The sequence below is a fragment of the Kribbella sp. NPDC054772 genome, from assembly GCF_053611945.1.
This window is the reverse complement of the sequence record NZ_JBSHBJ010000006.1, coordinates 98,665-111,315: the sequence shown is the minus strand read 5'-3', so window position 1 is coordinate 111,315 and position 12,651 is coordinate 98,665. Positions and strand designations below refer to the sequence as shown.

Genomic DNA, 12,651 nt, shown 5'->3' with positions numbered 1-12,651 from the left:
TCGGGCCTTTCGGCCCTACGACGACCGGCCGGCATGGCGTTGGCTCGGAGCAGAGCAGCATCCGACCTGCCCGAAGGAGCGAGATGAACGAGGTGACCGCGGCCGAACGGGACGCCTTGCTGCGGGCGGCGGTGGCGGCACCGTCGATGCACAACACGCAGCCGTGGCGGTTCCGGTTCGTGGGCCGGACGGTCGAGGTGTACCGGGACCGACGGCGTGAGCTTCCGGCCGAGGACCCGTCGCACCGGATGCTGTTCGTTTCCCTGGGTGCGGCGATCCTCAACCTGCGGGTCGCGGCCGCGGCGCGGGGGATGGGCTCGGAGGTGCGGCACCTGATGGACCAGCAGCGGCCGGACCTGGTCGCGGTCGTGGAGCTCGATGGTCCGCCGGTGGAGTCGATGGCGAGGCTGGCGCCGTACCTGACGGAGCGCCGGACGAACCGCGAGCCGTTCAGCGAGACCCGGCTGCCGGCCCAGATCCGGGTGGAGCTCGACCTGTGCGCGCGGGTGGAGGGCGCGGTCCTGCAGTGGCTGGACAAGCCGAGCCGGCGCTGGTGGTTGCGGATAGCAACGAACGAGGCGATAACGGCCGACGACGAGGACACCGCGCGGACGGCCGAGCGCCGGCAGTGGGTCGGTGGCGACCGGGAGACCGACGGCGTGCCGTCGAGCGCGCTGGGTTCGCGGATCGCCGGCGGCGACCCGCTGAAGCGCGAACTGGCGGCGACCGAGGGGGATGCCGAGCGACCGGTGGCAACCTTCGAGCGGGAGCCGCAGCTGGCCGTGCTCGCCACCCGGTACGACGGTCCGATCGAGTGGCTGCGCGCCGGTCAGGCGCTGGAACACGTGCTGTTGGAGGCGACCGCCCGCAGGGTGGCGACCTCGCTGCTGAACCAGGCGATCGAGCACGAGGAACTGCGGCTGCAGATCAACGACCCGCTGGGTCCGTGGCAGCGGCCGCAGGCGGTGATCCGGTTCGGCTACGGCTCGGCCGTGCCGGCGACGCCGCGCCGCGCGATCGGGGACGTCCTGATCGGCGAGTGACAGGTTACGGGGAGGGCACATGAGCGGCGGGAAGCAGCGCACGGGGGAGCTGTGGGTGCTCATGCAGGCGCGCCGGCTCGGTTTCGGACCGTCCACGCTACGCCGCCGGCCCGATCGGATCGAATCGCTGCTGCTGTGGTGCGCCCTGATCGCTGCGTTGCTGATGGTGCCGATCGGAGCGGCGATCGGGACCAGCGTCCGGAACTCCCTCGACGCCTCGGCGGCGCAGGAGCGCGCGAGGCTCTACGAGGTCCGTGCACGGACCTTGGAGGGCACCGAGCCCGTGTCGTCCGGCATCCCCGGCGGCGTACTGTCGCTGGTCCCGGTCGCGTACGTCGACGCCCGCGGAACCGAACACGAAGGACTGACCACGGTCGTGATGGGGACCAAGGCCAACTCCGACGTGATGGTCTGGCTCGACACCTCGGGGCTGATCGTCACCACGCCGCGCTCGCCGGCCGACAGCGCCGCGCTCGGCGGCACTGTCGGGACCTTCGTCGTGCTCGGTTCGTGGATGCTGCTGTGGGGTGGGTTCCGGCTCGCGCGGATCCCGCTGGATCGTCGCCGGCTGCGCGACTGGGACACCGAGTGGCGCACCATCTCCGCTCGGTGGCTGCGCGGCCAGAAGTAGCCGTACTCAGCTTCCTCTCGGGACCTTCGGCTCTGCAGCCGAAGGTCCAATCGTCCGAGCCTGGCCTGAACGGACGTCTGACGACAGGAGGGGTGTGATGAGTACGACGACGTATCCGGTCCGCGCCTATGGGGCACTGGGCGAACGGCTGAACCGGTGGTGGTGGCCGGTGAAACTGGACATGAGTACGGACGATCCGCGCGCGGCGAAGCTGCATGAACCGCAGGCGGGCGGTCCGGTGCGAGAGACCGAGCCTCCGGGCACCCAACCGCCGCGAGTACCGCCGCCGGGGCCGCAACCGCCCGGGCCACCACCGTCGGGGGGCCGGCCGCGGATGTCCGCGGGACGGATTGTCGCTCTGGTGATCGGCATCCTCGTGACGCTGGCGTCAGTGGTCGGGTTGGCGGTCGGGGGAGCGCTGGCCTGGCTCGACGAAGGGCGGCGCGATAGCGCGGGGTACATCACCTCGGACCAGGTCACGCTGACGACGGCCGGCTATGCGTTGACCAGTGAGAGTCTCGCGATCGACGCCGGCGCCGCGAGTATCCCGCACCGGTGGTTCGGCGACGCCCGGATCCGCGTGCAGAGCACGGACGGTACGCCGGTGTTCGTCGGGCTCGCCAACACGAGCGACGTACAGCGCTATCTGTCCGGCGTCGCGCACTCGACCGTGACGGATATCGGACCGAACCACGCGACGTACACCGAGCACGCCGGCAGGGCGCCCGTCGTACCGCCGGCGGCGTTGCGGATCTGGCGCTCCCAGGCCTCGGGACCAGGGCAGCAGTCGATCTCCTGGCCGTTCGAGCAAGGCGACTGGACGCTCGTGGTGATGGCTGCGGACGGCAGCCGCGGCGTCAGCGTCCGGGCCGACGCGGGATCGAACGCACCGGTGCTGGAGTGGTTGTGGATCGTCGTGCTGGTGAGCGCGGGCGTGGCGTTCGTGATCGGCGTGGCGCTTGTGGTGCTGGCGGTCGTCCGGCAACCGAAGCCGGGACCTTCGCCCCTGCAGGGGCCACCGGGTCCGCCATCGAATGGAAGTGAGGGAAGAACCGTCTGAGGGGGCAACCAATGAGTGTGCGGGTAGGGATCAACGGGTTCGGGCGCATCGGGCGGGACTACCTGCGATGCGTACTCGAGCGGCCTTCGACCGGGATCGACGTGGTTGCGATCAACGACGTCGCACCACCGGCGACACTCGCGCACCTGCTCCGCTACGACTCGACGTACGGGCCTCTGAAGGAAGAGGTCGGACACTCGGACGACACCATCACGGTCGGCGGCCGCACCCTGCGCGCGACCGCCGAGCGTGATCCCGCCCAGCTCGACTGGGCGGCTGTGGGGGCCGACATCGTGATCGAGTCGACCGGCAAGTTCCGCACCCGGGAGTCCGCCGGCGCGCACCTGAGCGCCGGTGCCCGCAAGGTGATCCTGTCGGTGCCGGGCAAGGATGTCGACGCGACCGTCGTCCTCGGCGTCAACGACGACGACTACGACCCGGCCGCCCACCACGTGATCTCGAACGCTTCGTGTACGACGAACTGCGTCGCGCCGATGGTGTCGGTGCTGCATCAGGCGTTCGGCATCGAGCGCGGACTGATGACCACGATCCACAGCTACACCAACGACCAGGTGCTGCTCGACGGCCCGCACAAGGACCTGCGGCGCGGACGTGCCGGAGCGGCCAACCTGATTCCGACGAGCACCGGCGCCGCCCGTGCGGTCGGGCTGGTGATTCCGGAGCTGGCCGAGAAGATCGACGGCGTCGCGGTCCGGGTGCCGGTGGAGGACGGTTCGCTGACCGATCTGTCGGTCGAGCTGTCGGCGCCGGTCTCGGTCGCGCAGGTGAACCAGGCGTTCGCCGACGCCGCGGCCGGGCCGCTGAAGGGCATCCTGCGCTACACGACGGACCCGATCGTGTCCCGCGACATCGTCGGTGACCCGGCGTCGTGCATCTTCGACGCCCAGCTCACCCAGGTCCAGGGCCACCTGGTCAAGGTCTTCGGTTGGTACGACAACGAGTGGGGCTACACGAGCCGGCTGGTCGACCTGACCGAGCTCGTCGCGGCCTCCTTGTGAAGAGGCTCGGTGTGAAGGGAGCAGCGATGAACGACGCGTATGTCTTGCGGCTCGACGGCACCCTGGAACCGGAACAGATCGGTGTCAAAGCCGCTCGGCTGGCCGAGCTGGCGCTCGAGGGCGTTCGGGTTCCGGAAGGCTTCGCGGTGATCGCCGCGGCGTACGGCGAGTTCGTCCGCGAGGGCCGGCTGGGCCCGGTGATCGGCCACCAGATCCGGAGGTTCCGGACCGGGCGCGATCTGGAGGTGGCCGCGGCCCGCATCCGTACCGCGTTCCGCGACGCGCCGATGCCGGCACCGGTGGCCGAGGAGATTCTGACCGCCTACAAGGAGCTCGGCGGCGAGGGGACCGAGGTCGCCGTGCGGTGCAGCCCGGTGCGGTCACCCGACGTCGTCGACCACCAGGTGTTCCTGCACCTGAAGACCGGCGCGGACGTGATCGCCGCGTGCCGGCGATGCTTCGCGTCCCTCTACGACACAGTTGCCGTCGGCAATCGGGAGGCCGAGGGGGCCGACCAGTTGACGGTCGCGATGCCGGTGACCGTGCAGCATCTCGTGCGGTCCGATCTCGGGGGTTCGGGTACCGCCCGCGCCGAGAACAGGTTCGTGCGGGTCCAGGCCGCCTGGGGCCTCGGCGAGCCGCCGGTGGTCGATGGCGACCTGTACTCGGTGCACCCCGGAGCACGGTCACTGATCGTCGCACACCGCGGGACCAAGCTGACCAAGACCGTGGCCGCCGAGCCGCACGGGACCCGCACGGTTCCCACGACGCCGGCGGAGCGGGCCGGCCTGGTGCTCACCGACGACGAACTCCGGGAGCTTGCCCGGTGGTCGGTCCTGGCGGACCGGCGCTTCCGTCGCCCGACCACACTGGAGTGGGCGAAGGACGGTCCGACCGGCTATCTGTCTGTGGTCGAGATCCGTCCCGGTCGCGCACCCGCGGTGAAGATCCAGGCTCCCGGCCGTGGCGTCCTCGAGCCGCAGTACCGCTGATCACCAGGTCCCGTGGGTGTTTCGGATCGCCGCCTGGGCGCCGAGCAGGCCGTAGTGGCCGTCGTACCTGGCATAGAGCGCGGCCAGCCGACCGGTCGCCTTGTCGGTGAAGATCTCGACCGGTTCGCCGGTGAGATCCAGCCGCGCGGTGGCCACCGCGACGCTGCGGTGCTCCGCGGTGCTCAGCACGATCGGCGGTGTCGGGACTTGCAGGCCGATCGGGTTCGGTCGTGCCTGGACGATCCGGTAACCGCCACCGCTGTGGACGACGATGCTGTCCTGGTGGCTGTACTTCTCCCGGAACAGGTGGAACCGGTAATCCATGGCTTCCAGGGCCAGGACCGCCTCGGCCGCCGTCATCGCCTCCGGACGGCAGATCTTGTGCCGCGCGACCCGGCGGACCGCCGGCGGCAGCAGCTCCGGCGGCGACGGCGGGAGCAGGGTGCTGACCCGTTCGCGCAGGCACTCGGCCAGCGCACCGGGGAACAGGTGCAGCTGCTCGATGGTGCGGATCGCGAGCAGACTGACCACGTCGGACATCGTCTCGGCCGCCACCTGCGCCCGTACCCGCCGTCCACCGGCGAGTTGTACGTCGACCTGCGCGACCAGCGGCCGGCGCAGCCCGGGCTCGGTCAGGCGCGTGAGCCGGACCCGGCTCTGCGACGCCCACGGACCGAGGATCGGCGCGAGGTGCTCGTTCATCACCGCAGCGGCGTCGGTGGGCAGGATTCCCACCGTGCTGACGAGCAGTGTGGTGACTGGCCTGAACGGCAAAGTGACTTGGCCGTCTGTCCTCATGCGTCCCCCTGACGGTTTCCTACCGGCGCCCGAGACCGGACGACCATTTCAGGCTCGCAGCTACGGCACCGCACGGTCAGGTCCGTTGGGCCCTGAATCAGGGCCGTTGGTCCCTGCCGCCGATCACTCCGCGCGGGTGAGGATCGTCGGTACGTGACGGCGAGGGGAGGGACCGTGGGCGAGTTCGGCGCGGAATGGTCGAACGGCCGGCCGGTGCTGGTCGGGTACGACGGGTCGCCGGCCAGTGACGCTGCGGCGCGCTGGGCGGCCGGCGCGGCACAGGACTTCGGGCAGCGTGTGCGGATCATCCACGTGATGTCGTGGCCGGTACTACGGAGCACGGGGGGTGCCGCGCTGGCGATCGGGACCGACGCGTTGGGGCGGGAGGCCGAACAGCTGCTCGACAAAACTTGCCGGGACGTCCGGGCCGAGTTCCCCGGGGTGGAGATCGAGGCCGAGGTACCGATCGGCGATCCGGTGCCGGTGCTGCTGCGGGAGGCCGTCGGCGGGGCGCTGCTGGTGCTCGGTTCGCGGGGGCTGGGGGAGGTGCGTGACTTGGCCGAAGGGTCGGTGATGGCACATATCGCGACCCACGCCGCCTGCCCGGTGGTCGTCGTACCGGCGGGTTGGGTACCGCGTCAGGACCGACCCGGACGAGTGGTGGTCGGGGTGGACGGATCGGTGCGGAGCGAGCAGGCGATCGGCTTCGCGTACGAGTTCGCGCAGCGCATCGGTGCGTCGGTCACGGCTGTCCTGGCGTGGAAGGATCCGAAGAGCACCGGTGCCGGGGACATCCTGTTCCCCGCCCACGACCCCGCCGTGGTCGACGAAGACGGCGCCGCGGTGCTGGCCGAGTCCGTCGCCGGGCAGGCGGTCGCCCATCCGGACGTGAAGGTCACCGAGAAGCAGATCCGCGGTACCGCGTCGAGGGTCCTGGCCGAGGAGTCCCAGAACGCCGACCTGCTGATCGTCGGCTCCCGCGGCCGCGGCCGGGGCCGGGGACTCGTCCTGGGCTCGGTCAGTCGCGCGGTCCTGCACCACGCCGCGTGCCCGGTCGCGGTCGTCCGCTGAGACCCGGCCGCCGGACCTGCGGAGCCGACGAAGGTCCCGCCAGATCGAGGGCCGACGGCACTGCCCTGACCTCGGCGGCGCGGATCAGAGTGGTCGTGGGGAGGCGATCGCCATGCAGAAGCGCGGATCGTTGAACGAGCTCGGCCTGGCGGCCGGGAAGAAGGCGCGGCTGCGCCGGATCCTGTTCGACCACGGTCTGCGGAACGGTACGGCGCTGTTCCTGCCCTACGACCAGGGGCTGGAGCACGGACCGCGGGACTTCTTCGCGAATCCGCGGTCCGCGGACCCGGCGTACATCATGAAGCTCGCGATCGCGGGCGAGTTCAACGGCGTCGCGATCCAGATCGGGCTGGCGGAGAAGTTCTTCTGGGACTATGCCGGTGAGATCCCGCTGATCCTCAAACTCAACGGCAAGACCGACATCCCACCCGACGCCGCGGCGCTGTCGCCGGTGCACGCCGGTGTGGAGGACGCTGTGCGCCTCGGGGCCGACGCGGTGGGCTACAGCTTGTACGTCGGTTCGCCCGCGCAGGAGGCCGATTTCACACAGTACCGGCGAGTTCGCGCCGACGCCGAGCGCTTCGGGATGCCACTGGTCGTCTGGGCCTACCCGCGCGGTACGGCGATCGAGGCGAAGGGCGGTAAGGACTCGTTCTACGCCGTGGACTACGCGGCCCGGGTGGCGAGCGAGCTCGGCGCGGACGTGGTGAAGGTGAACTTCCCACAACCGGCGAAGCGCGACAACGTCAGACCGCCGTACGAGGAGATCTTCACTCCGCAGCAAGCGATCGACGGTGTGGTGCGCTCGGCGAACCGGACGCTGGTGCTGGTCTCCGGCGGCGAGCGGTCCGGCGACGACGCGATGTACCGCAAGGCCGAGCAGGCGATGGACGCCGGCGGTCTCGGTCTGATCTTCGGGCGGAACGTCTGGCAGCGCGAGTACGACGAGTCGCTGGCCTTCGTCGACGGTCTGAAGGAGATTCTCGTCCAGCACCCGAGCGACTGAGAGGAACGCCGGTATGACCAAGTACGTCCTCGTTGGCGTCGACGGCTCGCCCGAGAGCCGCCTCGCGCTGCGGTGGGCCGTCGGCGCGGCCGAACAGCGGAACCTGCCGGTGCGGGTGGTGCGGGCCTACCAGAGCGACTTCGGCCCGTGGCCGGCCGCCGGCATGTCCGGTTACGCGCCGCCGGAGATGCCGGTGGACGAGTTCCAGTTCGAGCTCGACGAGGCGCTGCAGTACGCCCGGGAGCGGCTCGGGGAGGACGCCGCGTCCGGCTGGCTGGCCCCGGTGGACCCGTCGCACGCCCTCCTGAAGGAGGCCGTCGGGGCCGATCTGGTCGTGGTCGGGACCCGGTCGCGGAGCAAGATGTCGGCCGCGGTGCTGGGCTCGGTCGCGATCGCCGTCGCTTCCAAGGCGCCGTGTCCGGTGGTCGTGGTCCGCGGTACGGGCCGGGCCGGGCCGATCGTGGTGGGCACGGACGGCTCGCCGGACTCCGAGGACGCGCTGACCTTCGCGTTCGAGGAGGCGGCCCGCTCGGGGGAGTCGCTGGAGGTGGCGTACTGCTGGCATCCACAGGCGGATCCTTCCGAGTCGGTCGACAGCACGGACGAACTGCTCGAGGGCTGGCTGACCGACAGCCTGGAACCGTACCGGGACAAGTTCCCGACCGTTCGGGTGCATGCCGCTGTCGTCGCCGGCCGGGCCGCAGCGCGGCTGATCGAACTGTCCGGGAAGGCGTCATTGGTCGTGGTCGGCTCGCGCGGCCGCGGCGGCGTGAAGGGGTTGCTGCTCGGCTCCGTCAGCCAGAGCCTGCTACACCAAGCCGACTCACCGGTCGCGGTCGTCCGCCGGCACGAGACATCCTGATGCGGTCGCCCAGACAGGTCCTCGGCTAGGAGCGCGGGACTGTGGCAGCTGACGAACTGACCCGGTGGCCGGGTAACAGCTGGGTGGGTGAGCTGATGCGGCAGCTCACCCACCCTTCGGCTTGGTCGCCCTGGGGTGCCGACGAGCTGTGGCGACCAGCGCGGAGGACCAGTCGATGAGCGCCGTCCTCGACTGGCTCGCCCAGCTGCCGGCGTGGCTGGTGCTCGCGGTGGTCTGTCTGCTGCCGGCGCTCGAGGCCTCGACGTTCCTCGGACTCGTGGTGCCTGGGGAGACCGCGGTCATCGTCGGCGGCGTAGTCGCGCACGCCGGGGGGCTGCCGCTGTGGGCAGTGATGGTCGCGGCAGCGGTCGGTGCGATCGCGGGTGATCAAGTGGGGTTCCTGGTCGGGCGCCGGTACGGGTCCGGGGTGCTCGAACGGCTGCCGCGGCGTTTCCGGCGACCGGAACAGATCGAGCGGACCCTCGCACTGATCGGCCGCCGTGGCGCCGTGGCGGTCGTCCTCGGGCGGTGGACCGCAGCGTTCCGTGCACTGGTGCCCGGCATCGCGGGGATGAGCCGGATGCAGCGGTCGCACTTCACCGTCGCGAATGTCGTCGGCGGGACTATCTGGGCCGTCCTGGTGGCCGGTGGCGGCTATCTGGCCGGTGCATCGTACCGGGCGCTCGAACAACGCCTGGGGGTCGTGAGCGGCGTGCTGCTCGGCCTGGTCGTGATCGCGATCGTCGTAGCGTTGGTAGTGCACCACCGGAGGTCCCGACGCTGACGTGGTTCGTCCGGCGCGGGAAGCGTCCAAGGAACGACTAAGAATGCAGGGCGATCGTCGGAGCATGACGAACCGCGGCCCAGGGCAAGTGACGACCCGGCCGCGGAGAGTGCGCGTACGCCGGGTTCGCGCGACCCCGGCGTGGTGGCGCGACGCCATCGGCCTCGCCTGCTGGGCGAGTTCGCTGGTCGTGATCGCGCTCTGGGTGTCGGGGCGTGGCCTGCAGAACCTGGCCGGCGGCCCGGCCGACCTGCTCACCACGCTGGGTCGGCTCTCGGGGCTGGTCGCGGCGGATCTGTTGCTCGTGCAGGTGTTCCTGATGGCGCGAGTGCCGATGATCGAGCGCAGCTACGGTCAGGACGAGCTGGCGCGCAGACACCGGCTGGTCGGGTTCTGGTCGTTCAACCTGCTCCTCGTCCACATCGTGCTGATCCTCGGTGGCTACACCTTGCGTGACCACGTCAACCTTCTGCGTGAGACGTGGACCGTCGTCACGACGTACGGCGGGATGCTGTTGGCGACCGCGGCGGCCATCGCGTTGACGCTGGTGGTGGTCACCTCGGTCAAGGTCGCGCGGCGAGCGCTGCGGTACGAGTCCTGGCACCTCCTGCATCTGTACGCGTACATCGGCGTAGGACTGTCCGTGCCGCACGAGATCTGGACCGGCGCGGACTTCACGACCTCGAGGCTCGCGCGGGTCTACTGGTGGTCGGCGTACGGAGTCGCGCTCGGCGCGATCCTGCTGTACCGGCTGGCACTGCCGGCGTGGCGGACGCTGCGGCACGGACTGACAGTGAGCGAGGTGATCCCCGAGGCGCCCGGCGTGGTGACCGTACTACTTGGTGGTCGCGGTCTGCACCGGTTGCCGGTTCGCGCCGGGCAGTACTTTGTTTTCCGGTTCCTCGACGGTCCGGGATGGTCACGGGGCAACCCGTACTCGTTGTCGGCATCACCCGCGCCGGACCGGCTCCGGGTGACGGCGAAGGCCGCAGGCGACGGGAGCAGCCGGCTCGCTCGCCTGCGGCCCGGCACGCGGGTCGCGGTGGAGGGACCGTACGGGCGCTTGACCGCGGAGCGGCGGGAGACGGACCGGGTGGCGATGTTCGGCTGTGGCATCGGCATCACCCCGCTCCGCGCGCTGCTCGAGGAACTGGACTACCGGCCGGGCAACGCGATCCTGGTCTACCGCGCGCACAGCGAGGCCGACCTGGTGTTCCGCAGCGAGCTCGAGCAGCTGGCCGAGCGCCGTGGCATCGCCCTGTACTACCTGCTCGGCCCGCGGCTGCAGCACCGCGCGTCGTGGCTTCCGGAGAGCGCACGGTCCTGGTCCGACGAGGACGCCGTACGGCATCTGGTGCCGGGGATCACGGGGTACGACGTCTATGTCTGCGGACCGGATCGCTGGATGGATGCGGTGTGTACGGCAGTTCTCGCAGCCGGACTGCCGGCCGAGCGACTGCACCAGGAACGGTTCTCGTGGTGAGAGGAGCATGTGTATGAGGCGCGGGGTCAAGGTGCTGATGACGGTTGCGACGACCGCCGTGGTCGCGGTCGCGTTCCGGGCGAGTCTGCAGTCGTCGCACAACGGGATGACGGCAGCCGTGGTCGTTCCCACGGAGCACTCCAAGCGAGCGGGCGGCACGCAGCCCTCCCCGCGGCCCGGACGCACCGGCCACCGGACCTCGCCACCACCCCGGAGCACCGCTCCGACCCCTCGCATCCCGACGACTCCGACGGCGCCGAGATCGACCGCTGCACCGACGCCGCACTCGACCGCTCGACCCACCGCGGCAGCGGTGACCGTCGCCGGGGGCGTGGTGGACACGCAGTACGGGCCGGTTCAGGTGGAGATCACCGTGCGCGGCGGGCGGATCACCAAGGCGCACACGCTGCAGCATCCCAGCGGCGACGGGCAGACCGATCAGATCAACAGCAACGCGGTCCCGCAGCTCAACCACGAGACGCTCGCCGCACAGAGCGCGCAGATCGACACTGTCTCCGGTGCGACTTTCACCTCCGAGGGGTACCGCCAGTCGCTGCAGTCGGCCCTGGATGCGGCGCACCAGGCCGGTGCGCGATGAAGACGCATTCGGAGCGGCTCCGGCGCAATCTGGTGGTGGGCGGGAGTACCGGCGTACTGCTGGTGCTGCTGTTCCTGTACCCGACCAGCCGGAACCATGTCTCGACCGCGTCGGCGCCGGCGGCGGCCGCACCAGGCGTTGTCAGTCCGAAGTCCGGGTCCACTGACCTGACCGCGAACGGATCATCGGAAGACACGCGGTACGGACCGGTGCAGGTCCGGATCAGCGTCCGCGGGCACCGGCTGACCGCGGTGACCGCCTTGGTCTATCCGGCGTCGGGCGGGCGTGACCGGGAGATCAGTTCGTTCGCGCTACCGCAACTCGAGCAGGAAGCGGTTGCCGCGCAGAGCGCCCGCATCGACACGGTGTCCGGGGCAACGTTCACCTCGGACGGCTACCGCCGCTCCCTGCAGTCCGCACTCGACGCCGCGCATTTCCGGCCGGCGGGATGACGCCTTCCAAGAAACCTCCAAGATCGCACTGCCAGCCTGACTGATTCCAGCTCGTCCGAGTCGAAGGAACGTGATCCAGACAGTGCAGACAGTCAACGGTCTCCCGGCCCACGTGCTTCTCGTGCACGCCATCGTCGTCCTCCTGCCGTTGTCGGCGGTCCTCCTGGCCCTGACCGCGCTGTGGCCCGCGGCCAGGCGCCGGCTCGCTGGGCCGAACGCAGTCCTGTCGCTGCTGGTCGTAGTGCTGGTGCCGATCACGACGAGCGCAGGGGAGTGGCTGGAGAGCCGGCTCTCACCGAACCCGTTGATCCATCGGCACGCCGAGCTCGGCGACACCGCCATCTACGCCGCCGTCGGCGTCGCTGTGCTGGCGGTCCTGCTCTGGTGGCGGCAGCGGGAGGCCGCCGGACGTACGCCGGCCAAGCGCACGTTCCTCGCGCCCAGCTCGGGCAGCCTCACCGCCGCGCTGACCGTGGTCGCTGTCCTCGTCGCTGGGGCCGCTGTGTACGACGTCGTACGGATCGGCGACTCCGGCGCCAAGGCGAGCTGGAACGACTGGGCCGCGCGTCCCTGATCCGAACGAGACGTGCTCGGTGAGCTGCACGGTCCACAAAGTCAGCAGCATCGCGATCGCCAGAGTACGGAACAGCGTGGGCGCGAAGGCCATGGCCAGCACGGCGCATGCGGTCGCGGGCACGGCCAGGATCGGCGTGAGCCAGCTGACCACGGGCGGATCGTGCGGGTCGGCGAGGACCAGTGTGAGCACGCCGCCGCAGATCAGGATGCCGGCCGTCATCGCGCGCCCCGGGATCAAGTTGCCGGCGGCAAGGAAAACGCAGTAGAGCGCGATCA

The 12,651-nt window shown here is 70.5% G+C and carries 15 protein-coding genes; 14 read left to right on the top strand and 1 reads right to left on the bottom strand.

The features are described 5' to 3' along the window. Positions 1-83 precede the first annotated feature (83 nt). From ACWGID_RS12690 to ACWGID_RS12670, 5 genes are all read left to right on the top strand, one after another. Positions 84-1,043, top strand: coding sequence for an Acg family FMN-binding oxidoreductase (locus ACWGID_RS12690; RefSeq protein ID WP_452196580.1), 960 nt, complete (start codon positions 84-86; stop codon positions 1,041-1,043). 19 nt (positions 1,044-1,062) lie between these two features. After that, entirely contained in the window at positions 1,063-1,674 is a 612-nt protein-coding gene (locus tag ACWGID_RS12685; RefSeq protein ID WP_452196579.1) for an Rv1733c family protein, read from the top strand. A 97-nt stretch (positions 1,675-1,771) separates the two neighbouring features. Continuing rightward, on the top strand, positions 1,772-2,734 hold the full coding sequence (locus tag ACWGID_RS12680; protein ID WP_452196578.1) for a hypothetical protein: 963 nt from the start codon (positions 1,772-1,774) through the stop codon (positions 2,732-2,734). A gap of 11 nt (positions 2,735-2,745) precedes the next feature. Then, on the top strand, positions 2,746-3,753 hold the full coding sequence (gene gap, locus ACWGID_RS12675; protein WP_452196577.1) for a type I glyceraldehyde-3-phosphate dehydrogenase: 1,008 nt from the start codon (positions 2,746-2,748) through the stop codon (positions 3,751-3,753). Between the two features lie 26 nt (positions 3,754-3,779). Continuing rightward, a complete protein-coding gene (locus tag ACWGID_RS12670) occupies positions 3,780-4,745 on the top strand; it encodes a PEP/pyruvate-binding domain-containing protein (protein WP_452196576.1) in 966 nt (321 codons plus the stop codon). Here the strand turns inward: ACWGID_RS12670 and ACWGID_RS12665 are convergent, their stop codons facing one another. After that, positions 4,746-5,543 carry a sigma 54 modulation/S30EA ribosomal C-terminal domain-containing protein gene (locus tag ACWGID_RS12665; protein ID WP_452196575.1) on the bottom strand — a complete coding sequence of 266 codons (798 nt, stop codon included), beginning with the start codon at positions 5,541-5,543 and terminating at the stop codon, positions 4,746-4,748. A gap of 174 nt (positions 5,544-5,717) precedes the next feature. On the opposite strand from ACWGID_RS12665, the gene ACWGID_RS12660 reads away from it, so the two are divergent. The 9 genes from ACWGID_RS12660 (at position 5,718) to ACWGID_RS12620 (ending at position 12,641) form a co-directional block, all read left to right on the top strand. Beyond that, complete coding sequence (locus tag ACWGID_RS12660) at positions 5,718-6,614, top strand: universal stress protein (RefSeq protein WP_452196574.1); 897 nt, start codon at positions 5,718-5,720, stop codon at positions 6,612-6,614. Positions 6,615-6,726: 112 nt separating this feature from the next. Continuing rightward, complete coding sequence (locus ACWGID_RS12655; RefSeq protein WP_452196573.1) at positions 6,727-7,620, top strand: class I fructose-bisphosphate aldolase; 894 nt, start codon at positions 6,727-6,729, stop codon at positions 7,618-7,620. 13 nt (positions 7,621-7,633) lie between these two features. Continuing rightward, on the top strand, positions 7,634-8,482 hold the full coding sequence (locus ACWGID_RS12650; protein WP_452196572.1) for a universal stress protein: 849 nt from the start codon (positions 7,634-7,636) through the stop codon (positions 8,480-8,482). 175 nt (positions 8,483-8,657) lie between these two features. Then, positions 8,658-9,266, top strand: coding sequence for a DedA family protein (locus tag ACWGID_RS12645; RefSeq protein WP_452196571.1), 609 nt, complete (start codon positions 8,658-8,660; stop codon positions 9,264-9,266). Positions 9,267-9,330: 64 nt separating this feature from the next. Continuing rightward, positions 9,331-10,749, top strand: coding sequence for a ferredoxin reductase family protein (locus ACWGID_RS12640; protein WP_452196570.1), 1,419 nt, complete (start codon positions 9,331-9,333; stop codon positions 10,747-10,749). A 13-nt stretch (positions 10,750-10,762) separates the two neighbouring features. After that, a complete protein-coding gene (locus ACWGID_RS12635; protein ID WP_452196569.1) occupies positions 10,763-11,347 on the top strand; it encodes an FMN-binding protein in 585 nt (194 codons plus the stop codon). Then, on the top strand, positions 11,344-11,799 hold the full coding sequence (locus ACWGID_RS12630; protein ID WP_452196568.1) for an FMN-binding protein: 456 nt from the start codon (positions 11,344-11,346) through the stop codon (positions 11,797-11,799). Before ACWGID_RS12635 ends, ACWGID_RS12630 begins: the two co-directional genes overlap by 4 nt. Before the next feature lie 70 nt (positions 11,800-11,869). Further along, positions 11,870-12,373 (top strand): DUF2231 domain-containing protein, encoded by a 504-nt coding sequence (locus ACWGID_RS12625; RefSeq protein ID WP_452196567.1) that lies wholly within the window; start codon positions 11,870-11,872, stop codon positions 12,371-12,373. Between the two features lie 19 nt (positions 12,374-12,392). Next, a complete protein-coding gene (locus tag ACWGID_RS12620) occupies positions 12,393-12,641 on the top strand; it encodes a hypothetical protein (protein WP_452196566.1) in 249 nt (82 codons plus the stop codon). Positions 12,642-12,651: the final 10 nt, after the last annotated feature.

Bases quoted from the DNA above. Each gene is read 5' to 3' on its own strand.
- ACWGID_RS12690 (WP_452196580.1), top strand. From the start codon at position 84: ATGAACGAGGTGACCGCGGCCGAACGGGACGCCTTGCTGCGGGCGGCG.
- ACWGID_RS12685 (WP_452196579.1), top strand. From the start codon at position 1,063: ATGAGCGGCGGGAAGCAGCGCACGGGGGAGCTGTGGGTGCTCATGCAG.
- ACWGID_RS12680 (WP_452196578.1), top strand. From the start codon at position 1,772: ATGAGTACGACGACGTATCCGGTCCGCGCCTATGGGGCACTGGGCGAA.
- gap (WP_452196577.1), top strand. From the start codon at position 2,746: ATGAGTGTGCGGGTAGGGATCAACGGGTTCGGGCGCATCGGGCGGGAC.
- ACWGID_RS12670 (WP_452196576.1), top strand. From the start codon at position 3,780: ATGAACGACGCGTATGTCTTGCGGCTCGACGGCACCCTGGAACCGGAA.
- ACWGID_RS12665 (WP_452196575.1), bottom strand. From the start codon at position 5,543: ATGAGGACAGACGGCCAAGTCACTTTGCCGTTCAGGCCAGTCACCACA.
- ACWGID_RS12655 (WP_452196573.1), top strand. From the start codon at position 6,727: ATGCAGAAGCGCGGATCGTTGAACGAGCTCGGCCTGGCGGCCGGGAAG.
- ACWGID_RS12650 (WP_452196572.1), top strand. From the start codon at position 7,634: ATGACCAAGTACGTCCTCGTTGGCGTCGACGGCTCGCCCGAGAGCCGC.
- ACWGID_RS12645 (WP_452196571.1), top strand. From the start codon at position 8,658: ATGAGCGCCGTCCTCGACTGGCTCGCCCAGCTGCCGGCGTGGCTGGTG.
- ACWGID_RS12640 (WP_452196570.1), top strand. From the start codon at position 9,331: ATGACGAACCGCGGCCCAGGGCAAGTGACGACCCGGCCGCGGAGAGTG.
- ACWGID_RS12635 (WP_452196569.1), top strand. From the start codon at position 10,763: ATGAGGCGCGGGGTCAAGGTGCTGATGACGGTTGCGACGACCGCCGTG.
- ACWGID_RS12630 (WP_452196568.1), top strand. From the start codon at position 11,344: ATGAAGACGCATTCGGAGCGGCTCCGGCGCAATCTGGTGGTGGGCGGG.